Here is a 20,483-nt window from a genome sequence, read left to right on the forward strand (position 1 = left end):
ACATAGCGAATTCCAAGAAATTCTCTCAGGGGATATACAGGAGATTCCCACTAAGCAAATAGGAAGCTTCAACAAGGCCAGCTCGGCGTGGGTGAGCCCTCGACTGCGACCGAACGAGGCAGGCACCGCGTCGCCTCGCAGGCAGGCCAGCCACTCCCGGCAGCCGTTGGCCGGGCACGATCACCTCCGATCCGCCGGCACCAAACTTGACGGCGATCCTGCCGGGTCGGGCGCCGATGCATGACCGGATGCCGAGCCCCCTCCACCCCCGCCCCCACGTCGACTCCAGACACGGGCGGCCTGCCGCGTCGAGCACCGAGATATTACAGACCAACAGTCTCTTGACGACAGACCATCGGTCCCTTAGCGTCGAGGCGCGCAGTAGACCGCCGGTCCGCAACTGGCAACGATCCCGAAGTGGAAGACGCCCTCCATGACTGCCGAAACGCTGGCCGAGTTCGGTCACGCCTACCTCGAGAGCTTCACCGAGCCGGACGCGGAACTGCGGCGAGCGAAGATCGAGAAGCTGTGGTCGGCCGACGGGCGCATGGTGTCCAACGACCTGACCGTGCAGGGCGTCGACAACATCGCCGCGCACGTGGCCCACATCCACGAGCAGTACCTGGTCGGGCACGGCCTGACCTTCGCCTACGACCAGCATTCCGAGGCCGGGGAAGCGCTGCTCCTGCGCTGGTCCATGCTCACACCCGACGGCAACACCGCAGCCCGGGGAGTCGACGTGGTCTTCCGCGACGCCAATGGGCAGATCACCACCGTCTACGCCTTCATGGGCATCAACTGATCAACCCACCGGCAAACGCGCCGCGTCCAGGCGCCGGGCCGAACCGGGTTCGTCAGCTCGCGGCGTGGCGGAATGCCGCGGCCATGCTCGGGGTGCGGAGGAAGCGGTCGCTCACCGGCCTCCGGCAGCCGGATGCGTCTGCTGAGGATCGCCGACATCAATAGCCATCGCACTGAACCAACTCAGATCCCACCGCCGTCTCTGAAGGCTATTCAGGAGAGACTCGCATGCTTCACATGAGGCAATTACAGCGTCGTACCTTCCTCACCGCGGCCACCGCGTCCCTGGCCGCCGCCCCGCTGGCCGGACGGGCGTACGCGGCTCGGCCCGCCGCAGCGAAGGGCAGCAGAGGGTACGAGGTCGTCGCCCGCCTGTGGGGCGCGATGCCAACCGGAGTCACCGTCTCGCACCGCGGCCGGACCTTCGTCTGCTTCCCCCGATGGGGCGAGGAAGTCCCCTTCACCGTGGCCGAACTGCGTGACGGCAAGCCGGTGGCCTATCCGGACGCCGAGGTGAACCGCGAGGACGCCTCCGGCCTGGCCGGGCACCTGCAATCGGTACAAAGCGTGGTCATCGACCCGGCCGACCGGCTGTGGCTCCTCGACACCGGCCGCCCGGTCTTCGCACCGTCCTCCTACGGCGGTCCCAAGCTGGTGGCCGTTGACCTGCGCACCAACCGCATCGTCCAGCGGATCCTCTTCCCACCGGAGGTGGTGCCGTCGACCAGCACCCTCAACGACGTGCGCTTCGACCTGCGGCGCGGGGCCGCCGGCACGGCCTACCTCACCGACACCGACAGCCCGTACGGCATCATCGTCGTCGACCTGGCCACGGGTCGCTCCCGGCGGCGCCTGGCACAGGACGCCTCCGTACGCCCCGACGACAAGTTCGTTCCCATCGTCGAGGGCGAGCCCCTCATGGTCCGGCTCCCAGACACCCCGCCCTCTTACATCGCGAGCGGCTCCGACGGCATCGCGATCGGTGCGGACGGCAAGCGGCTGTACTACTGCCCGCTGGCAAGCCGCCGCCTGTACAGCGTGTCCGCCGCCGCCCTCGCAGACCCGGACGCCTCCGACGCCGACGTGGCCGCCACCGTCGAGGACCTCGGCTACAAGCCGGTGGCCGACGGCCTGGAGAGCGACAACCGGGGGCGGCTCTACGGCGGCGACCAGGAACACAACGCCCTCTGGCGCCGCGACCCGGACGGCACCTACGTCACTCTCGCCCAGGGGCCCGACCTGGTCTGGCTGGACACCCTCTCCGTCGCCGCCGACCGCCACCTGTACGCGACCGCCAACCAGCTCAGCCGCCAGCCCACGTTCCACGACGGCCACGACCTGCGCCACAAGCCCTACCTCCTCATCCGCGTCCCGATCGACGCGGGGCCGGTACGGCTGAGGTAGAACCCGGCGCGAAGACCAGTGTGTGCCCTTGATCGGTCATTGCGATGCGGTGGCGCGAGCCCGGTACTCGCGGATCTCCTCGTAGTGGTCGGAGGCCCAGTGGACGAAGGATGTGGCGATCTCGTGGAGGCCGCGTCCCAGAGGGGCAAGGGCGTACTCCACACGTGGCGGCACTTCCGCGTAGGCGGTTCTCGTGATCAGTCCGTCCTGCTGGAGCTGCCGCACCGTGAGGGTGAGCATCCGCTGCGAGATGCCGGGGACCTGGCGCAGCAGGTCGGTGTAGCGCAGTGGCCCGTCTTCCAGGACAACGATGACCAGCAGGCTCCACTTGTCGCCTACGCGGTCCAGCAGTTGCCGGATGAAGTCCATCTGGTCGGCGGGAATCCCCGCGCACGCCCTCGGCCCTGCTGCGGGGCCTGGTCCGACTGCCGCGTCCATGACGCACATCCCTCTCCGGCACACACATCGATGTGCCTTTTGTACGGCCCTCCATACTGTCCCATGCTGGGGCAACGCACAAAGAGTAAGAATTGGGAGGAGCACCCATGTCCAAGGTGATCGCGATCTTCGGAGCCGGCCCCGGCCTCGGCGCCTCCGTCGCCCGCCGCTTCGCGCGCGAAGGCTTCCGAGTCGCCCTGGTCGCACGGCGCAAGGACCGCCTCGACGCCCTCGTCGAAGCGCTCACCGCCGAAGGCATCGAGGCAGTCGGCTTCACGGCCGACCTGTACCAGCACACCGAGATGCCCGCGCTGATCACGGCCATCCGCGACCGCTTCGGCCGTATCGACGTCATCGAGTACGGCCCGATCAGCGGCGAGCAGAGCTTCTCCTCGGCAACCAATCTGGACGCGGCCACCCTGCAGAAGGACAGCCGGCTGCTCCTGCTCACCCCGGTCGAGGCCGTCCGCGCCGTGCTGCCGGAGTGGACCGAGCGCGGCGACGGTGCCTTCCTGATGACCACCGGCAGCACCGCCGGGGACCCCCGGCCCCACATGAGCGGTGTGGGCCCGCTCATGTCCGCCGCCCGCAACTGGCTGTTCTCCCTCAACGGCGAACTGGCCGAGGTCGGCGCCTACGCCGGCACCCTCTCCGTCGGGGGCTTCATCGCCCGCAGCGAGATGGGCGAGATGGCCGCCGCGGCGATGCCCGACGCCGGCCCGCTCGTCAACCCTGACGACCTGGCCGAGCACTACTGGGACATGTACACCAAGCGCGACCGCGTCGAGCAGATCCACCCCGTGCGCCAGGCCGACTGACTCGCCGGGGAAGCGCTTCGGGCCGTGGACCGCACGAGTCTGTTCGTGCGGCCCACGGCCCGATCTCCTGTGTTCTGGAGCGGAGCGGTGGTGCGTCGGTTGGGACAGGTGGCCCGGTCAGCCGTGGTGGCCGGTGGCGAGGGGGTCGCCTGCCTCGCTGACCACCTTGGCGATCCAGGCCATGGCCTCCGGCACGTCGTAGTTGCCGGCGTGCGGCTGGTTCCAGGCCATCTGGTAGTTGACGTCCTTGACCTGCTTGTCCGCCGCGAGCGCGCGATCGAGGTTGATCGAGATGATGAACGAGGTGTCCCGGTCGCGGGTGCCGTTGCGGATGTACCAGTAGGGCGAGGTGTCGGCGCTGGTGCCGATGAAGTCCATCGGGTTGATCAGGTGGATCTGGTCGTCGACGGTCGTGCTCGCCTTCTTGATGTACTGGGCCCAGGTCAGGCCGGTGTCGTCGAGGCCGCTGCCGTCGCCGGCGACGTCGTTGTGGTCCCAGCTGTACTCGGTGAAGTTCATGTACTTCTGGGTGTACGGGCCGAAGAGGTTGGTCTCGGCGCTGCTGGTGGTGTCGCCGTTGACGCCCACGGCGTCGAAGGCGGGCGTCGTCTTGAGGGTGGCCTGGGTGGCGACGAATTTGAGGTACTTCTTCATGTCGAGCGAGAGCACCTTGTTGGTGTCGTTGTCGACGTCGATCCAGTCGTTGACGTACGAGGTCGTCGTCGTACCGCCGGGGCCGCCCGACTGGATGACGAAGTTGTCGCCGAGTGCCGGGATCGTGTTGGCGGAGTCGGCCGCCATGTAGATCTCCGCGGAGCGGATGACCTCCTTCTTGATGGTCTCCAGCATGGTGTCGGCGGTGAGCGCGGAGCCGTCGGAGTTGCGCAGCTTGAGGCTCTTCTCGTACGCCGGGAACTGGGCCGCGATCGCGGCGGCGTCCGTGGGAGTGGCGTTCTCGTCGGTGTCGTCGCGGGTGCCGAGGATGTTGTAGAGCCACTCGTACGCCTTGTCCGCGTCGCCGAGGTCGGTGATCGGGCAGTACTCGCTGATGGCGAAGACGTCGTCGCGCAGGGTGCTGCGCCCCTTGGAGTCGATGCCCGCGGCGCCGATCTCGGCGAGGTAGGGGTCGTACTTGGCGCTGTTGCCCGAAGCACCCAGGGCCGACACCAGCGCGCCGCCGCCGCTGCCGCCGTTCGCGACGATCCGTTCGGCGCTGCCGGGCATGACGGCGTCGTTGAGACGCAGGTAGCGGACCGCGGCCTTGGCATCGACCACCGCCGCGGGGGCCTTGCCGGGGGAATCACCGTCTGCCCCGACCATCCCGCGGCTGCGGTTGGCGACGTCCACGAAGACGTAACCGGCCTTCAGCGCCGCACCCACGTTGCTCGTCGAGCTGTCGTAGGAGGTGCCGTCGGTCACGCTCGCCTTGATGTAACTGGCCATCCAGCCGCCGTTGTTGACCGCGAAGTAGATGGGGGCACGCTGGTTGTCGAACGCGCTCTCGGGCACGAACACGTTCATGCTCTGGTAGCCGCAGGCGGTGTTGGAGATCGTGGTGCTTCCGCCGCCGGGGCCGCCGGACTGCTCCGCCGCGGCGGCGACGGGGTTGGCGACGTAGCAGATCTCCTTGTACCAGCGGACGCTCATCGTCTGGCCGTCGACGGTGACGGAGATCGTCGTGTAGTTGTCCGGGTCGAAGGCCAGCTTCGTGTCTTCGGCGTCGCCGGCACGGCTGCCGACTGCCGAGGCCGACCCGGGAGCCGCGACCGCCAGGGTGGGCGTCGCGGCGGCCGCCAGGGCGAAGGAGCCCGCTATCGCCATGCCGCCCAGAAGGCGCCTACGCCTGGAGGATGCCGAAAGCCACTGCATGGAGGTCTCCCCTCTCGTCTACCGAGGTTGCGACGCCACCTTGGGCCCAAGCTGCCACTCCCGCAATATTGTTAACGAAATACACAGCAATTTTGTGAACAATTTCTGCGTTCATCCGCAGACGGAGTTGATCGGTGGCTCCCCGCGCGAGCCCTCGGACCCGACGGCTCGAAGCCGCGCAGGAGGAGGTTCTTGTGCTCGCTTCGGACCTGCAGCCCGGCGAGCTGGCCATGTTCAACGGACGCAGCGGATCGGCGGCCGCGATCCACGCAGCCTTCCTCGGCTCGACCGCACGAGCTGGAACTCCGCGGACACATCGCTGCGGCTGCACATGGGTGTGCCCTTGGGGCGGCCTCCACGCATCGACTGGACAGCGCCTCTATTCCACCCGGCGCCGCCCCGCCCGCAGGATGCCGCCCGGCATGCTCGAGACGCGAGCGGGACACTGCTGTTCACCACCGACATCGGCTCGATCAGCCCGAATCCGATCTTCGGAGACACGAACGCCGCCCTGCGCAACTGGGCACCCGCACGCGTGGTCACTTCTTACGGCGCACTTTGTCCACGGCACCAGTGACGAGCGGGTGTCCCGGATCGATGGCGCCGACTATGCGGCGGCCGACCGCGGTCAGCTGGCGGACCTGGGCGCGGGTGAGGCTGTCGAAGACGTAGGTGCGTACGGCCTCCACATGGCCGGGGGCGGCGGTGGTCACCTTGTCCCAGCCGTCGTCCGTGAGGGTGGCCACGGTGTAGCGCCCGTCGGAGGGATCGGTGCTGCGGCGAGCCCAGTCTCGCTTCTCCAGCCGGCCGACGACCTGGGAGAGGCGGGGCAGCGAACCCTCGACGAACGCAGCCAGCTCGCTCATCCGCATCGAGCGATCTTCGGCCATGGACAGTGCGGCCATCACCTGGTACTCGAAGAGACTCAGGCCGGCGTCGCCTTGCAGTTGTGCATCAAGCGCCGCGGGCAGCCGCATCAGCATGCTGCTCAGGGCGATCCAGGCCTGGTCTTCCTCGTCGTCCAGCCAGCGAGGCTCCTTCGGTGCGTCCATACCAGCGAGTATAACTTCACCCCTTAAGTGATCCCCAAGCCAGAATCACTTAAAGTTTGAAGTCAGATGACTTGCATCTTGAAGTGAAGCAGATCTAGCGTTCAGTTCACGGTTTAAGTCACAGAGGAGTTCTGACCGACATGAACGCTGTGCTGTGGATCCTTGCGGGCGTCCTCGCCCTCGCCTTCCTCGCCGCCGGAGGCATGAAGGTGGCTCAGCCCCGGAAGAAGCTGGCCGAGGCAGGCATGGGCTGGACGCAGGACCTGAGCGCGGGGGCCGTGAAGACCATCGGCGTGCTGGAGGTCCTGGCCGCGGCCGGACTCGTCCTGCCGGCCGCCCTCGACATCGCACCGGTCCTGACGCCTCTGGCCGCTCTCGGCCTCGTGCTGGTCATGCTCGGCGCCGTGGTCGTGCACGCCCGGCGCCGGGAGACGCAGATGATCGGGGTGAACGTGCTCCTGCTCGCGCTCGCCGCCGTCGTGGCCTGGGGTCGGTTCGGCCCGTACGCCTTCTGATTCCACCCCACTCCAGGAGATCCAGTCATGGACATCAGCTTTCACGGCAGGGCGGTGATCGTGACGGCGGCGGCGTCCGGCATCGGGGCGGCGACCGCCGAGGAGTTCGCCCTCGCCGGCGCGGCACTCGTCCTCACCGACATCAACGATCCCGCCGGTGAGGACCTTGCCGCACGACTCCGCGAGGACGGCAGTGACGTCCAGTACGTTCACGCCGACATGACCCGGGCAGCGGACGCCGAGGCGCTGGTGGCGAAGGCCATCAGCACGCTGGGGCGCCTGGACGTCCTGGTCAACTGCGTCAGTGACGGCGGCGGTGACCGTCGCGGCATCCAGGTGCACGAAGTGAGCGAGGAGCAGTGGGACGGCACCATCGCCGGGTCTCTGAAGTCCGCCTTCCTCGGCATGAAGTACGCCATTCTCCACATGAAGGACCACGGCGGTGGCGCCATCGTCAACATCACCTCCCCGGGCGGCATGCACCTGGAACCGGCGTCCACTCCTGCCTGCATGGCCGCGAACGCCGGCGCGATCCACCTGGCACGCGTTGCCGCCGCCCAATACGCCCGCTACGGGATCCGGGTCAACTCGGTCGCCCCGGGCCTGACCCGCACCTCGACGGTGGACGGCCTGCTATCCGCAGAGCAGCAGGTCGAGGTCGTCCGCGGTCGCCTCCCCGTCGGGCGTCTGGCCGAGCCCGCCGACCTGGCACGTTCCGTCGTCTGGCTGGCCTCCGACCAGGCCGCGATGATCACCGGCAACAGCGTCCCGGGCGACGGCGGACAGAACCCCATATGACGGCGCCCGCTCCCCTCACCCCTTCCTCTTTCCCATACAAGGAGCCATCGTCATGCGCGCACTGAACGTCCCGGCCGCCGGAGAGCAGCCGCAGTTGTCCGAACTTCCCACGCCCGAGCCCACCCGGGGCACCGTCCTGATCAAGGTGAAGGCCGCCGGCCTGAACGCTCTCGACAACGTCCTGGTCGCCGGGTACATGGCCCAGATGATGCCCCACGAGTACCCGCTGGTCGTCGGCCGGGACGCCGCCGGTGTCGTCGAGGCGGTCGGAGAAGGCGTCGACCGCATCCAGGTCGGTGACGAGGTGATCGGCCACATGCTCCTCGCCCCGCCGATCCAGGCCGGCACCGTGGCCGAGTACGCCCTGCTGCCCGCGGCCGCGGTCACGCCCAAACCCGCCGACCTGAGCTTCACCCAGGCCGCCGCACTGCCGCTGTCCGGCGCCGCCGCGCTCGCCGCGGTCGAGGCCGTCGCTCCGCAGGCCGGACAGACGGTCCTGGTCATCGGTGCCGGTGGGGGCGTCGGTTCCTATGCCGTGCAACTGCTGGCCGCCCGCGGCGCCACCGTCGTCGCCACCGCCGCCCCCTCCGACACCGAGCGCCTCAAGACCCTCGGTGCGACCACCGTCGTCGACTACACCGACGGCGACGTGGCCGGGCAGGTCCGTGCCGCCCATCCCGACGGTGTCGACGCCCTGATCGACCTCGTCGCCCAGGACTCGGCCGGCCTGACGCTGGACGTGGTCCGCAAGGGCGGCAAGGTCGCATCGACCCTCGGTGCCGCCGACGAGGAGACCCTGGCCTCGGCCGGCCTGAGCGGCGCCAATGTCAACGCCGGACCTGTCCGCGAGATCATCGCCCCGCTCGCGGAGCAGGCCGCCGCGGGCTCCCTCACCGTCGACGTCACCACCGTCCTGCCGCTGGAGCGCGCTGCCGAAGGCCTGGCCACCCTGGCCTCCGGCAGCGCCCGCGGCAAGATAGTCGTCGCGGTCGCCGACTGAGTCGCTCCATCAGCACCCGATGCCGTCCGCCGACCCTCCCGCCACTGGGCGGGCGGCTTCGGGCCACACGATCCGCTCCGGGTCGGTGCACACGGCCGGCCCTCGATGTCCAGGAGCCCGCACATGAGCACCCCACCCCCATCCCCGTCGACGGAGGCATCCGCGGAAGCAGGCGACCAGCGCGGCCGCGCCAGGGGACTGGGCCACATCGTCCTCTACGTCTCCGACCTCAAGCGGTCCCTCGTCTTCTACGGCGACATCCTGGGCTGGCCCCTCATGAAGACGTCGGCCGAGTATCCGTTCGCCGGCTTCCGGGCCGGAGACACCCACCACGACCTCATGCTCATCGAGGTCGGCCGGCATGCCGCGCCGATCCCGCGCGGCCGACGGCTGGGCATGTACCACTTCGGCGTCCGGGTCGGCGACAGTGACGATGACCTGCGCGCCCTGCTGGCCCGTATCCAGGCTCACCCGGACCTCGTCACCGTCCGGGGCATGGTAGACGAGGGATTCGCCCACTCGATCTACGTCGAGGACCCCGACGGCAACGAGGTCGAGCTCTACGTCGACATCCCCGGCGCCGACTGGAGCCCGGAGGTCGTCTTCAACACGTCGCCGTCGGCACGCCGGCCGCTTCGACTCTGACCAACGCGCCGTCAGGACAGGGCAACGAGCTCGATCACCGCTCACCTCAACACGATGTTGCCTGTCCTGACGGGCTTCATCGCCTCGGGCCACTCCGATCCGCGCTGCTGGCCTACAAGCCCGGAAAAGGTATGAACCCCCATGCGCATGACCGTCTTTGGTGGCACCGGACCCACGGGACTGCTCCTGATCAACCAAGCCTTGGCCGAGGGGCATGAGGTCGTTGCCTACGCCCGCACGCCCGCAAAGCTTCCCATCCGTCAAGGTCTGACCGCGGTCCAAGGGGAGTTGGACAACGCAGAGGCCATCGCCGAAGCGGTACGCGGCAGCGATGTCGTGCTGAGCCTTCTGGGCCCGGGCACCAAGAAGGCCGACGTCCCGCCGTTGATCACCGGCTGCCGCAACATCGTTTCGGGAATGCGTAAACACGGCGTCGAACGGCTCGTGGCGATGGGCACGCCCAGCATCACCGATCCCGCGGACGGCACGGACATGAGGATCGGGCTCATGGTCGCAGGTATTCGGACGCTCCAGCCTGCGGCCTACGACGCCATCGTGACGAACGGCCAGATCGTGCGGGAGTCGGGGTTGAAGTGGACCATCGTCCGGTTTCCCTTCCTCACGAACGGCCCGAGGACCGCCTCGATCAACGTCCGCAACGTCGGCGGCAAGGGCGGACTGCGCCTCTCACGGACCAACGCGGCCGCCTACTTCCTCCAGCAGGCCACCGACCCGTCGCAGGTCGGCCGCGCACCGATCATCTCTGACAAGTAACCACGGCCCAGGCCGCGGCATCGATGCGGCTGCCCCTGATACGGGGACAGGACATCGCACATGCGGGCTCTGATCACCACCGGCTACAGCGTCACTCCCGAGGTCTCCGAGATCGCGCGCCCCGAGTTCGGCCCCGGCGAGGTGCTGGTGAAGGTGGCGGCCGGTTCCGTCAACAACATCGACGTGATGGCCGCGGCGGGCTACCTCAAGGGAATCCTGCCGCACACCTTCGCCGCCGTACTGGGCAAGGACTTCGCCGGGACCGTTGAGGCGGTCGGCACCGACGTTCAGGGTTTCGCGCCGGGAGACGAGGTGTTCGGTGCGGTGACGGAGCCGGCCATCGGCCGGGGCACGATCGCCGAATACGCGGTGGCACAGCCCACGGTGGGCCTGACCCACCGCCCAGCCGCCCTCGACACGGCCCGGGCCGGCGCACTCGCCATCGCGGGATCCACCGCCCACACCAGTATCGAGGCCCTGGCACTCCAGCCCGGCGACACGGTGCTGATCGTCGGCGCCGCCGGCGGCGTCGGCTCGCTGGCCGTACAGCTGGCGCGGACCACCGGAGCGCGGGTCATCGCCACCCATCGGGATACCGACGGCGCCGCATACCTGACAGGACTCGGCGCCCACGAAACGATCGACGCCACCGCCGGCCTCGCCACCGCCATGCGACTGCACATGACCAGGGTGGCCACCGTGTGACCGAATCCTGGCGCAGGACACCCCGCCATCGGCATAACGGTTCAGTTCGACGGCCTCCCTGGCTCCCGCCGCTCGCGAAGTCGCCACCGAAGGTGCAGGGGCGCGATCATCGTGGGATCACCACGCGGCAGGCTCGACCGCAAGTGTCCGTCGCGGCGTCGCGGCCGGGAGCTCGCGGCGGGAACCGAAGGTGCCGTCAGCCAGGCACGACCTCCTTGACCCACGAGATGAAGTTGGTCTCCGAGCTGCCCGTACGTTCGGCGTCCATGTGTCCCTGTCCCCACACGGTGGCGAAGTCGATGCTGCTGATGCCGTAGTTCTGCAGCGCGAGGACCAGGTTGATCTCGGTGGTGTTGGCGGTGTCGCCCTGCATGATGCCGGTGCGGATCCGCCAGTGGCCGGCGACCTTCGAGCGCTTGTACCCGGCGTAGACGCCTGACAGGTAGTACATCGGGTTGTACATGTTCGCCCGGTCAAGCACCTTCGTGCCGACGCTGTCGGTCTTCTTGAAGTCGCTCGTGTATGCCGAGGCGGCGTAGTCGGACTTCCAGTTCTTCAGCTTGGCGTAGCTGTCCTCGTTCGCTGCCATGATTTTCTGCGACAGCTGCGAGTAGTGCAGGCCGCTGTTGCCGATGCCGAATACGCCGTTCTCGGTCGCGTCGCGGCCGGGCGAGTCGAACGCGCCGACGACCTTCGTCGCCGTCTTCTGGCTCTTGATGAAGCCGGACAGGCTGTGCACGGTCGCCTTCTTCGTCGAGGAGTCGTAGGTGACCCAGGTGCCGTCCTTGTTGAGGGCCTCGAAGTAGGCCTCCACCGTCTTGTACGTGGTCCCCGCCGAGGCCGAGGACCCCGAGCCGCCGGGGGCGCCGGACGGCATCGCCCCGCCGCCGGCCCCGCCGGGAGCGCCGGACGGCATCGCCCCGCTGGGAGCACCCGAGGGCATCGCCCCGCTGAGGCCGCCGCCGGGGGCGCCGCCGCCGGTCATGCTGGACTGGGTGTAGGGGAAGGTGGTGTCCGACAGGAAGTTGTTCAGCGACGTCTGGATCACCGAGATCAGGTGGTCGTAGTAGCTGCCAGCGAGATAGGTGCCGCTGCTGGACTTGGCCAGTGTGAGCTTTCGGCCGGAGCTGTCCCTGAGCCCGAGCTTGTTGAGGTAGGCGGGGAAAGCCTCGGCAAGGTCCTTGGAATACGCCTCGGTCCAGGTGCCACTCGCGCGGGTGTCGGTGGTGGCGAACTGCCCCATGTTCCACTCGTAGGCGAGGTTGCCCTCGGAAAGCTCGGTGATCGGGACCCAGGCCATGACGCCGGCGATGGCGTCGCTGATGCTCTTGCCCTTGGCGTCCTTCATCGCGGCGCCGATCGATTCGAGGTACGGGGTGTAGAGCGCGCTGTCGCCCGACGATCCCGCCACCGAGCCCTGGCCACCGCCCCCGCTGCCACCGAACACGAAGACGCTGTCCTTGTCGCCGGGCAGCACGTCGTCGTTGTAGCGCAGGAAGCGCACCGCCGCCTTCAGATCGGTGACACCCCACGGGGCGTTGCCGGTGTAGGTGGAGGTGTTGGAGCCCCGCCCGCGAAGCCCGGCCGCGACGTAGACGAACCCGGCCTTGAGGTAGGCCGAGACGGTGTCGAAGCTGTAGGACGTGAGCGGGCTCTGCGGCGCGTAGCCGCCGGTGTTGATCGGCATTACGACCGGGGCCGTCCTGGCCGTGTAAGACCCGATCCTGCCCGAGTTGTTGACCTTCGCGGTGTAGGTGCCGTCGCTGTTCTTGGTCGTCTTCAGGTACTTGCCCGGGACGCAGATGCCGAGGTACTCGTACTCCTTCGCCGCCGGCTTGGCGCAGTAGTAGGCGCCGAGGCGGTAGTAGACGTCGTTGTCCTTGTCGTAGCTCCACTTCGCCGAGTCGAACGTCACCGACGGCGTGCCGGTCGCCACGGACGCGGTCGACGCCGCAGCGCTGGTGCCGCTCGACGCCGTGGTCTTGCTGTCGCTGCCACCGGAACACCCCGTCAGCCCCAGAGCGGTGAGAGCCGCACCGCTCTGCAACAAGTGTCGCCTGGAGACTTCCATTTCGTTCCATCCTTACCTTATGTGATGGTTTACAACGAATGTAAGTCCCGGTTCTTTGAGCAGACTGGGCAGATCCTGTCCGCCACCTGTTCGGCTTCAGCAGGAACGTCTGGGGGGGGCGACCAACAGGATTACCTGCTAGGACAGTTGCGGCGGGCTCCGCGCCAGCACAGCATCCGACTGCCGACGATCCCCAGAGATGTGCAGGCCAGTACCCGCGAGTCCGTCCGGCTCATCACTGGAAGCGCTCGAGGTCGAACAGCTTGTCGGCGTTGCCGTGGGCGATCTTCTCCCTGTCCTCGTCGGACAGTTGCGAATCGGCCAGGAACGACACAGCGCCCTCGTTGCCGCCGAACGTCGGGAAGTCGACGGAGTGCATGATCCGGTCCACGCCCACGACATCGACGCAGTAGCGCAGTTGGGCCTGGCTGAACATCCCGCTGGGCGTGATGAACACGTTGTCCCGGAAGTACTCCCGGAAGGTCCGGTCGAGCTTGGTCAACTGCTGGGGCAGGGTTGCATCCAGCCGTTCGAGGTAGAACGGGATGAACTCGCCCCAGTGGCCGAGGATGAACTGCAGATCCGGGTAACGGTCGAGCACTCCGGTCAGGACCAGGTGCAGGAAGTGCACGGCTGTCTCCTGGTGCCAACCCCACGCGCCCAGCCGGAGGAATGCGGACACCTCGGGTGAGAGCCGGCCGGCGTAGTTGGCATCGCTGACCGCCAGTGGCGGCGGGGCCGGGTGCAGGTAGATCGGCACGTTCAGCTCACTCGCGGCGTGCAGGATCGGGTCGAACCGGGGCTGGTCCAGGAACTCGCCGTCGGTCCGGCCCATGATCATCGTGCCCACGAAGCCCAGTTCGCCGACGCAGCGGTGGAGTTCGTCGGCCGCCGCGTCGGGCACAGCCGTGGGCAGGAGGGCGAACGCGGCGAACCGGTCCGGGTAGGCCTTGACCGCCTCGGCCACGGTGTCGTTGGCCGCCTTGGTCAGCTTCGGTGCCGTGTCGGCGGGCAGGAACGTGTTCGAACAGGAGAGCACCTGCATGGTGATGCCGTTGCGGTCCATGTCCGCGATCCGGGCTGCGCCGATGTCCGGCAGCAGGTGCAGCCACTTGGTGAAGGGCATCCCGGCGCTGGCTTCGAACGCGGCCGCGTAGCCGGGGACGAATGCGGCCATGGCCGGATCGCTGGCGGCGGACACCGCCGGGTCGGACCAGTGTTCTTCGATGGTGACGAGCCGCATCGCTCTCCCTGCCCATCTCCACGGTCTCCAGCCAGCCCCTCCACGATGACCCGGGCGACCGATAAGCTCAAACACTTGCTACTGATACTCCAATCAATATGACTGATAGGGACAGGATGGAGCTGCGGCACCTGAGGTACTTCGTCGCTGTGGCCGAGGAGGGTGGTTTCAGCCGGGCAGCCCGCCGGCTGCATGTGGTCCAGGCCACGCTGAGCATGCAGATTCGCGACCTGGAAAAGGAACTCGGCGGACGGCTGTTCGACCGCGGCTCACGGCAGACCCGTCTCACCCCGGCGGGTCAGACGTTCCTGGTCGAGGCCCGGCAGGTGCTGGCCCAGGCGGAACGGGCACAGGTCACGGCGCGGCTCGCGTTGCGCGGGGAGAGCGGAAACGTGCGGATCGGGGTGGCCGGTGCCGGGGTGTTCGGCGACATCCTGACCGGCCGGATCCGCGCGTTCCACGAGGCCAGGCCGCTGGTCCGGATCGAACTGCGGGAAGTCAGGCCGGAGACGCAGGGGGCGGCGATCCTGGCCGGCGAACTGGACGTCGGCTTCAGCGCGTTCCAGGCACCGCCCAGCGAACCTCGGCTCAGCTCGGCCCCGGCCGGCTCGGTGCCGTTCCTCGTTGCGCTGCCCGCAGGACATGTCCTGGCCGGGCACGAGACGTTGACCGCCGAGCAGATCTCCGGCCTGGATCTGATCAAGTACATCATCGACGACGGGGCCATCCTGCTGTCCGACTTGTCGCGGCTCGCTGGGCTGGACCTGTGGTCGGCGTCGGGCCACTACCGGGCCGACACCACACTGAGCGTGCTCACGCTGGTTGCCGCCGGGGTGGGCGTCGCCGTGGTCCCGGCCGGTGTACACCGGGCCGTCGTGCCGGACGTGGTGTACCGCCCACTCGCGGACCCTGGCCTCACCGTCGGCATCCACCTACTGCACCGCACCACGGAAACCGACCCGGCCGTGGCCACCTTTCTGAACACCGGGAACCCGGGGGCGAACACGACTGCCACGCGCTGACCTTGGGGTGACTGGTCAACGCGTTCGTCCGTCGGCACACCAGGGCTGACGGTTGCCGCTCGCGAGCTGCGGGGTCCCCCATGCGCGCACGAGACGCCAGCGGGTCTTTGCCAGGCGGACCAGATCGGCGACCGGGGCGCCAACAGACAGGGCAGGCAGCCAGAGCGCGGCGACCCGTCGGCGCCGTCGGGCCATTCGGCCAGCAGTCGCACCTCTGGCAGGGCGCCGTCCCAACGGCAGGGCTCGGCCATCGCGGCCGACTGGACCCGCCGACGCGGGCGCACCCCAGCCAGCCGGACCCGCACCGCGAGGAAGCGAGAGGTCATCGGGCCGCGACGCGCGACGGCCCACACGATCAGGGACGCAACCGTGCGTCACCTTCCGGCGCATCCGATAGCGGGCCCTGGGCAGGACCTATCAGACTCAGTCTTCGCGGCTCGCCCCAGGAGCAGCCTCCTCAGCGGCGGCTGGGTCACCCGGCTGACCCAGCTCGGGAATCCTCCACCGTGTGTGGTCGGGCCAGAGCAGGACGCCCAAGGCACCCTCCAGGTCCACGACAGTGAGCATGTCGGGCCAGACGGAGCCATTGAGGACGTTCGTGATGACCTGCCGGTTGACACCACTCTTCTGCGCGAGGGCATTGGCACTCAATCCTCGCTCCGCCATTGCCGCGGCGAGCTTGCGCGCTATCGCCTGCGCGACGAGGGCACCTCGATGCGGCTCCATCATCGCGTGCGGCCATTCGCCGTCGATGACGAAGCTGCTCGGCTTCTTGGCACGTCTCAATCCTCCAGGCACGGCATAAGTGTGACTGAGGTGCACTCCGGGTGCGTCCCTGACTCCAGGATGCTACTTGTGTAGCAAGTAGCGGAGCGTGATTTCCTGGAAAGTGACCTATGAACCATGTCGGCGAACGGTGCACGGATCGAATCGGGATACCCAAGGGGGCCTCTCTTGCACAGAAGCACCTGCGGAACCAACACGGTGCGACACGTATAACTTGCCGCGCCGCCTTGCCGATCCCGGCGATCGGTCGTCGACAGGGGCTCTCACCTGCGAGATCGCCCGCCTCAGTGCGCATTCGGTGTCGCGGGCTTCACCGATGGACCACGCAGGGGGCAACGCCCTTTCAAGGGTTCGGAGTTGGGCTGCTCTGCAATGTGCTCGATTTCCCTGCATCACTGCACGACCGTGCCCTACGCTGCCCACGCGCCCATCTGTGCGCAGAGGTCACAGGAGGGGCGATGCCGGGTAAGGGATCCACTGGGAAAACCGCGCCGTCTCGAGAACTGCCCACCTACCGGCTGGCGGCGACGGACCAGATCGCCATCGCCTGCACGATCGGCCTCCTGCCACAACCGTTTTCGGTGCACGATGTCCAGGCGAAGCTCGGTGTGAATGCCGGACGAGTCGGCCTCACAATGGCGTTCTTCGAGTACTGCAACCTCGTCACCGATGCCCCGGGCAAGGGCATGTACCTCGCCACCCGGGCGGCAACGCAGGTGGCAGAGGCATGGGCCAAGGACACCGAGGCTGGCAAAGCCGCCCTGCGCAAGGCGTGGAACCAGACATGGTTCACCAAGAGCGCGCGGAACAGATACTCCCAAGGCGCAGGACTGCGAGACGGCCTGCACGCCCGCTTCATGATGCTGGCCGGCGGCGGCGCCGCGCACCGCCGGTCGGTCGACAAGCTCATCGAGATGATGATCCTGTCCGGACTCCTGATCGAGGAGCCCGACGGGTTCGTTCACTGGCACGAGGAATCGGAACCGCATCCTCCGAAAGAATCTGAGGGATCGTCCCGTCCCCGTCCAGAGAGTGAACAAGCAGAACACGAAGCTCCCACCGACTCCTCACGGAACAGCGGCACCCCTCACCCCGGCGACGAGGACGACGTCCAGACGGGGGAACGTCTTGGCGAGCAGGGTCTCGATGAGGAAGAGTCCGTTCAAGAGCCCCCGTTCGAGGAGCATCCCTCCGGGACCGGGGCGGCAGACAACGAACACGCTGTCCCGACCTATGAAGACGACCCGGCTCAACTTCTCGCTGACCCTCTCTGGTTCAAGTACGTCCGCTACATGTCGCCGGATGACGCCGCGAAACTGCATCAGCAGCTCCACGGGGTTCTGAGCATCCTCGCCAAGACACGTGACAGCGCCCGTGCCGACACCGGTGCCCCGGCCGTAGAACTCGATCAGCCGCTGCATCTTTCGGACCTGGGGAGGGTGAGCCTGCAGACCTGGCTCGCCGTCTACGCGTCCAGCAGGGAGATGTCGACCTTCATCCCCACGATGAGGAGCCGCCAGTCGACCGCCCAGTCATGAAGTCGGGTCCGGAGATGCGCTTCCCCGGCTAAGGATCACGCCTCTCCGGACCCACCACCGTCACCCCGTCAACCTCGTCGCGGCGCGAACCGCGAGGAAGGGGGCTTTGGCGTGCCCTCACACAGAGCGAGAGCCATTAGTCACGGTAGCGCGCCAGCGCGCCGTACCCCATACGTTTCGCTGATTCCCCAGCTCGCACTCCCGCCCCAGGCAAACCGGTCCGTCCCGGGGGGAGGCCCTCGTGCGTAGGGTCACTCTGCGGTCGGCCCTACAGCAGGTCGCTCGGGAATGGCAGGAGAAGGTTGCCCGCGGGACTCTCAGCCCTCAGACAGCAGACTCCTACATCACCAATGCGGAAAGACTTCTCCGGTTCACCCGCGCGCTCGGCTTCGAACGCCTCGACGACGTCACTGACACCGTCGCTCAGGCCTTCATCGACGCACCCGGGCACAACCGTCAAGGTCGGCTGGTCACTTGCCCGGCGGACAGTACGCGCAGGGTCCGCCGGTCATCCGTCGACGCCCTGTTCGCGGAAGCCCGACGGCTCGGACTGACCATTCGTGCGCCTCTGCTGGACTGCCCTCCGATCCCGCGCTCGCAACCGCGGCCCGTCGGTGTCCTGACGGACGCTGACATCGATCAACTTCGCTTCTATGCCGAACGAGGGATGCCTCAGACCAGGCATGCTGCTGTACTCGGGCTGCTCTTGTGCGGCCTTCACACGGGCGAGATCGGCCTGACCGGAGCCACCGATCTAGACCTTGCCAACGACCGGGTCTGGGCCGTAGGCGCCCGGCGGATCACCGCCCGCTACTGCCCGCTCGACGACCCGTGGAACCGGGAAGTCCTCCGACTGCGTGCTGACTACGTCCAGCGCCAGTCCGGTTCGGACCACTCCCAAACACTCACCACGAACGGCACCGCTCCCGCTTACCGGCTGCAGGCCAGCATCTGCACCACCTTCGGCGAGGTCGTGCGCGCCAGTGGTATTGCTCCCGAAGGCCGGTCCGCCACGCCAGGGGACGTCTCCAACTGGCTGGCCGCCAAGATCCTTACAGAGACCGGCCAGATCGCCGAGGTGGCACTGCGTCTCGGTCTCGCCTCGCTGGACCGTGCCGCCAAGCTCGCCGGCTACGAGTGGCGTCCAGCGGAGGAGGAAATCTGATGGGGGCGCCGAAGCGGCGCTCCCCCGCCTCCAAGTCCAAGAACAAGCGGAAACCGGACTACGTCATGGGCCCGGTGCCCAGAGACATCTTCAGCCTCAGCCACCCAGAACCACCCGGTCCTTCAGCCCGGTCCCTGCCCGAACTGGAGCGCCTTGAACTCCTTGTCGCCAATCCTGATCTGTACGACGTGGCCGACAAGGTCTTCCCTGCGCGCACCCCGGGAACCTGGGGCCGCCGCCCTGCGTACCCTCCCTTCATTTACATGATCCTTCTCGCCGCGATCTCCATCTTCGACACCGCTGAGATGGCCTGTGCGAGTTTCCAGCATGAGCACATATGGAAGACCGTCCGAGAAGGCGTACGACAGATTCGCGGTGACGCCGCGGCGGACGGCCTCCCCGAAACAGGCCCCCAACGCCATCACTGGCACGATTTCAGACCCAAGATGCTCGACGTACTACAAGAGCTTCGAGAGGCCAGCCGCGACGCCTGGATAAACCAAGCACTCACACAGGGATTACTCGCGAGGAAAAGACGAGGCACCCTGGTGCGTCCCCATCGTAGCCAAGTCATCACCGGTGACGGTACCGTCGCAAAACCGGCCTCGGACCAGACTGAAGAATTCACCATAGACAAAAAGACCGGGGAACTGAAGCTTCACAGGGTCGACCCGGACGCCACGATGCAACTGGAAGGCGGCGACCGAGAAATCTACGGCAACAAGATTGTCTCATTCTCGGTCCGCGACGAATGCTCACCACACAGTCGCGTGATCCTCAACGTAGACACCGCGCGACACCAGTCTGAAGTGCTGGATCCAGACCGTCAGGAAGAAGCCCGGGTCGCAGTCCGTCTGGCCAGGGAGATACGCGCCCGCGCTCCAGGAAACCACACCATTGTCTACGACAAAGCCTGGCGAGGTAAGCATCGAGCTCCACTAATCAGGTCTGGCCTGACAGTCTTCACACGCCAATACGACGGACTCAAACCTCAACCCCTGAAGAAATACCGATATGAATCTGCGGGATGCACCCACGATGTCTACGCGGCTGAAGGGCGCGCGTGTGATCGACTACTCACCGTGGACGGCAAGACCCTGTACAATCCGATCCCCGTCAAGGACGTCGAATTCAGAGACGGAAACGAGAGTCGCTTTTACCACGTCCTGGAGATCCTCTGCCGATACGGACCGCACACGGAAAGGATTCCAGTGTATGAAACTCGCGAGGATCAAACACTGGATCCAAGGACGAAGCGTCCGAGGTTCAACAGGACCGAACATCTCAGAATCGTTCCACCTGGGACGGAGGCTGGAGAGCGGCTCATCGGGTTCCGTCAGGACAGTGAATCCACATTCTCCACGCTCGATGAAACGCATCGCCTCCGCCGCATCCCTGCATACGGGGCCGATGGCGCCCTGCTCATCTACATCGGCTACGCCTGGGCCAAGAACTCCGTGGCCCTCGGGATCACCAGGCGGACGAGGTAGGCGCACGGGTCGCCGATGCACCCGAGGGGCCAGCAGCACCTCGATCGGCCGCAAGCCACTCGGCAGCACCGCGTCACGCCTCGGCGCACTGCCGGCACCCGCTAGACTGTAGGCGGTGCCCCGCTTCGGCGGAGGCACCCTGTGGATGTTTGGGCCCCAAGGGGCGGAGATCGCCCCACTTCGGGTGGATTTCCAACACCTTTGCCCACACATCCCCGCCTTCGTAGCTCAGGGGATAGAGCACCGCTCTCCTAAAGCGGGTGTCGCAGGTTCGAATCCTGCCGGGGGCACCAGGCAAAAGGCCCCGGACCGATCATGGTCCGGGGCCTTTGACATCTACTTTTGACAT

19 protein-coding genes and 1 tRNA gene are annotated in these 20,483 nt (G+C 67.2%); 14 read left to right on the top strand and 6 right to left on the bottom strand.

From position 1 onward, the window contains the following. Positions 1–433: 433 nt before the first annotated feature. A complete protein-coding gene (locus tag ACIRR9_RS14005; RefSeq protein WP_403750932.1) occupies positions 434–802 on the top strand; it encodes a hypothetical protein in 369 nt (122 codons plus the stop codon). A gap of 236 nt (positions 803–1,038) precedes the next feature. Further along, the gene (locus ACIRR9_RS14010; protein WP_403750934.1) at positions 1,039–2,205 is read left to right on the top strand and encodes an L-dopachrome tautomerase-related protein; all 1,167 of its coding nucleotides are present in this window, start codon (positions 1,039–1,041) and stop codon (positions 2,203–2,205) included. Between the two features lie 36 nt (positions 2,206–2,241). Here the strand turns inward: ACIRR9_RS14010 and ACIRR9_RS14015 are convergent, their stop codons facing one another. Continuing rightward, positions 2,242–2,643, bottom strand: a complete 402-nt coding sequence (locus ACIRR9_RS14015) for a winged helix-turn-helix transcriptional regulator (RefSeq protein ID WP_403750936.1) — start codon at positions 2,641–2,643, stop codon at positions 2,242–2,244. A 107-nt stretch (positions 2,644–2,750) separates the two neighbouring features. On the opposite strand from ACIRR9_RS14015, the gene ACIRR9_RS14020 reads away from it, so the two are divergent. Next, the gene (locus ACIRR9_RS14020) at positions 2,751–3,461 is read left to right on the top strand and encodes an SDR family NAD(P)-dependent oxidoreductase (protein WP_403750938.1); all 711 of its coding nucleotides are present in this window, start codon (positions 2,751–2,753) and stop codon (positions 3,459–3,461) included. A gap of 117 nt (positions 3,462–3,578) precedes the next feature. Here ACIRR9_RS14020 and ACIRR9_RS14025 read toward each other — a convergent pair whose 3' ends face one another. Both ACIRR9_RS14025 and ACIRR9_RS14030 read right to left on the bottom strand, forming a co-directional pair. Further along, positions 3,579–5,330, bottom strand: coding sequence for a subtype B tannase (locus ACIRR9_RS14025; RefSeq protein WP_403750940.1), 1,752 nt, complete (start codon positions 5,328–5,330; stop codon positions 3,579–3,581). Between the two features lie 539 nt (positions 5,331–5,869). After that, positions 5,870–6,382 (bottom strand): MarR family winged helix-turn-helix transcriptional regulator, encoded by a 513-nt coding sequence (locus tag ACIRR9_RS14030; RefSeq protein ID WP_403750942.1) that lies wholly within the window; start codon positions 6,380–6,382, stop codon positions 5,870–5,872. Between the two features lie 140 nt (positions 6,383–6,522). On the opposite strand from ACIRR9_RS14030, the gene ACIRR9_RS14035 reads away from it, so the two are divergent. The 6 genes from ACIRR9_RS14035 to ACIRR9_RS14060 all read left to right on the top strand — a co-directional run bounded on the left by ACIRR9_RS14035 (position 6,523) and on the right by ACIRR9_RS14060 (position 10,819). Continuing rightward, positions 6,523–6,897 carry a DoxX family protein gene (locus ACIRR9_RS14035; RefSeq protein ID WP_403750944.1) on the top strand — a complete coding sequence of 125 codons (375 nt, stop codon included), beginning with the start codon at positions 6,523–6,525 and terminating at the stop codon, positions 6,895–6,897. Between the two features lie 27 nt (positions 6,898–6,924). Beyond that, on the top strand, positions 6,925–7,695 hold the full coding sequence (locus tag ACIRR9_RS14040; protein WP_403750946.1) for an SDR family NAD(P)-dependent oxidoreductase: 771 nt from the start codon (positions 6,925–6,927) through the stop codon (positions 7,693–7,695). A gap of 52 nt (positions 7,696–7,747) precedes the next feature. Beyond that, positions 7,748–8,695 (top strand): NADP-dependent oxidoreductase, encoded by a 948-nt coding sequence (locus tag ACIRR9_RS14045; RefSeq protein ID WP_403750948.1) that lies wholly within the window; start codon positions 7,748–7,750, stop codon positions 8,693–8,695. A 123-nt stretch (positions 8,696–8,818) separates the two neighbouring features. Next, positions 8,819–9,340, top strand: coding sequence for a VOC family protein (locus ACIRR9_RS14050; protein ID WP_403750950.1), 522 nt, complete (start codon positions 8,819–8,821; stop codon positions 9,338–9,340). A gap of 141 nt (positions 9,341–9,481) precedes the next feature. Continuing rightward, entirely contained in the window at positions 9,482–10,114 is a 633-nt protein-coding gene (locus ACIRR9_RS14055) for an NAD(P)-dependent oxidoreductase (RefSeq protein WP_403750952.1), read from the top strand. Between the two features lie 60 nt (positions 10,115–10,174). Next, positions 10,175–10,819: an alcohol dehydrogenase catalytic domain-containing protein gene (locus ACIRR9_RS14060; protein WP_403750954.1), complete on the top strand. Its 645-nt coding sequence runs from the start codon at positions 10,175–10,177 to the stop codon at positions 10,817–10,819. Positions 10,820–11,015: 196 nt separating this feature from the next. Here the strand turns inward: ACIRR9_RS14060 and ACIRR9_RS14065 are convergent, their stop codons facing one another. Together ACIRR9_RS14065 and ACIRR9_RS14070 are read right to left on the bottom strand one after the other, a co-directional pair. After that, positions 11,016–12,890 (bottom strand): subtype A tannase, encoded by a 1,875-nt coding sequence (locus tag ACIRR9_RS14065; protein ID WP_403750956.1) that lies wholly within the window; start codon positions 12,888–12,890, stop codon positions 11,016–11,018. Positions 12,891–13,125: 235 nt separating this feature from the next. Then, the gene (locus ACIRR9_RS14070) at positions 13,126–14,133 is read right to left on the bottom strand and encodes an amidohydrolase family protein (RefSeq protein WP_403750958.1); all 1,008 of its coding nucleotides are present in this window, start codon (positions 14,131–14,133) and stop codon (positions 13,126–13,128) included. Positions 14,134–14,231: 98 nt separating this feature from the next. Between ACIRR9_RS14070 and ACIRR9_RS14075 the strand changes: the two genes are divergently transcribed. Then, positions 14,232–15,155, top strand: coding sequence for a LysR family transcriptional regulator (locus ACIRR9_RS14075; protein WP_403750960.1), 924 nt, complete (start codon positions 14,232–14,234; stop codon positions 15,153–15,155). A gap of 423 nt (positions 15,156–15,578) precedes the next feature. On the opposite strand, the gene ACIRR9_RS14080 is transcribed toward ACIRR9_RS14075, so the two are convergent. Further along, a complete protein-coding gene (locus tag ACIRR9_RS14080) occupies positions 15,579–15,941 on the bottom strand; it encodes a helix-turn-helix domain-containing protein (RefSeq protein WP_403750961.1) in 363 nt (120 codons plus the stop codon). Positions 15,942–16,399: 458 nt separating this feature from the next. Between ACIRR9_RS14080 and ACIRR9_RS14085 the strand changes: the two genes are divergently transcribed. The 4 genes from ACIRR9_RS14085 (at position 16,400) to ACIRR9_RS14100 (ending at position 20,427) form a co-directional block, all read left to right on the top strand. Beyond that, the gene (locus ACIRR9_RS14085) at positions 16,400–17,479 is read left to right on the top strand and encodes a hypothetical protein (RefSeq protein ID WP_403750962.1); all 1,080 of its coding nucleotides are present in this window, start codon (positions 16,400–16,402) and stop codon (positions 17,477–17,479) included. A gap of 241 nt (positions 17,480–17,720) precedes the next feature. Further along, on the top strand, positions 17,721–18,644 hold the full coding sequence (locus ACIRR9_RS14090; protein ID WP_403750963.1) for a hypothetical protein: 924 nt from the start codon (positions 17,721–17,723) through the stop codon (positions 18,642–18,644). Then, positions 18,644–20,134: a hypothetical protein gene (locus tag ACIRR9_RS14095; RefSeq protein WP_403750964.1), complete on the top strand. Its 1,491-nt coding sequence runs from the start codon at positions 18,644–18,646 to the stop codon at positions 20,132–20,134. Before ACIRR9_RS14090 ends, ACIRR9_RS14095 begins: the two co-directional genes overlap by 1 nt. 217 nt (positions 20,135–20,351) lie before the next feature. Then, a tRNA-Arg gene (locus tag ACIRR9_RS14100) sits at positions 20,352–20,427 on the top strand. Positions 20,428–20,483: the final 56 nt, after the last annotated feature.

The sequence above is a fragment of the Streptomyces sp. NPDC101234 genome, assembly GCF_044767525.1.
Lineage (GTDB): Bacteria > Actinomycetota > Actinomycetes > Streptomycetales > Streptomycetaceae > Streptomyces > Streptomyces sasae.

Coding starts and splice junctions, on each gene's coding strand:
- ACIRR9_RS14005 (WP_403750932.1), top strand. CDS start 434: ATGACTGCCGAAACGCTGGCCGAGTTCGGTCACGCCTACCTCGAGAGC.
- ACIRR9_RS14010 (WP_403750934.1), top strand. CDS start 1,039: ATGAGGCAATTACAGCGTCGTACCTTCCTCACCGCGGCCACCGCGTCC.
- ACIRR9_RS14015 (WP_403750936.1), bottom strand. CDS start 2,643: ATGGACGCGGCAGTCGGACCAGGCCCCGCAGCAGGGCCGAGGGCGTGC.
- ACIRR9_RS14020 (WP_403750938.1), top strand. CDS start 2,751: ATGTCCAAGGTGATCGCGATCTTCGGAGCCGGCCCCGGCCTCGGCGCC.
- ACIRR9_RS14025 (WP_403750940.1), bottom strand. CDS start 5,330: ATGCAGTGGCTTTCGGCATCCTCCAGGCGTAGGCGCCTTCTGGGCGGC.
- ACIRR9_RS14030 (WP_403750942.1), bottom strand. CDS start 6,382: ATGGACGCACCGAAGGAGCCTCGCTGGCTGGACGACGAGGAAGACCAG.
- ACIRR9_RS14035 (WP_403750944.1), top strand. CDS start 6,523: ATGAACGCTGTGCTGTGGATCCTTGCGGGCGTCCTCGCCCTCGCCTTC.
- ACIRR9_RS14040 (WP_403750946.1), top strand. CDS start 6,925: ATGGACATCAGCTTTCACGGCAGGGCGGTGATCGTGACGGCGGCGGCG.
- ACIRR9_RS14045 (WP_403750948.1), top strand. CDS start 7,748: ATGCGCGCACTGAACGTCCCGGCCGCCGGAGAGCAGCCGCAGTTGTCC.
- ACIRR9_RS14050 (WP_403750950.1), top strand. CDS start 8,819: ATGAGCACCCCACCCCCATCCCCGTCGACGGAGGCATCCGCGGAAGCA.
- ACIRR9_RS14055 (WP_403750952.1), top strand. CDS start 9,482: ATGCGCATGACCGTCTTTGGTGGCACCGGACCCACGGGACTGCTCCTG.
- ACIRR9_RS14060 (WP_403750954.1), top strand. CDS start 10,175: ATGCGGGCTCTGATCACCACCGGCTACAGCGTCACTCCCGAGGTCTCC.
- ACIRR9_RS14065 (WP_403750956.1), bottom strand. CDS start 12,890: ATGGAAGTCTCCAGGCGACACTTGTTGCAGAGCGGTGCGGCTCTCACC.
- ACIRR9_RS14070 (WP_403750958.1), bottom strand. CDS start 14,133: ATGCGGCTCGTCACCATCGAAGAACACTGGTCCGACCCGGCGGTGTCC.
- ACIRR9_RS14075 (WP_403750960.1), top strand. CDS start 14,232: ATGACTGATAGGGACAGGATGGAGCTGCGGCACCTGAGGTACTTCGTC.
- ACIRR9_RS14085 (WP_403750962.1), top strand. CDS start 16,400: ATGCCGGGTAAGGGATCCACTGGGAAAACCGCGCCGTCTCGAGAACTG.
- ACIRR9_RS14095 (WP_403750964.1), top strand. CDS start 18,644: ATGGGGGCGCCGAAGCGGCGCTCCCCCGCCTCCAAGTCCAAGAACAAG.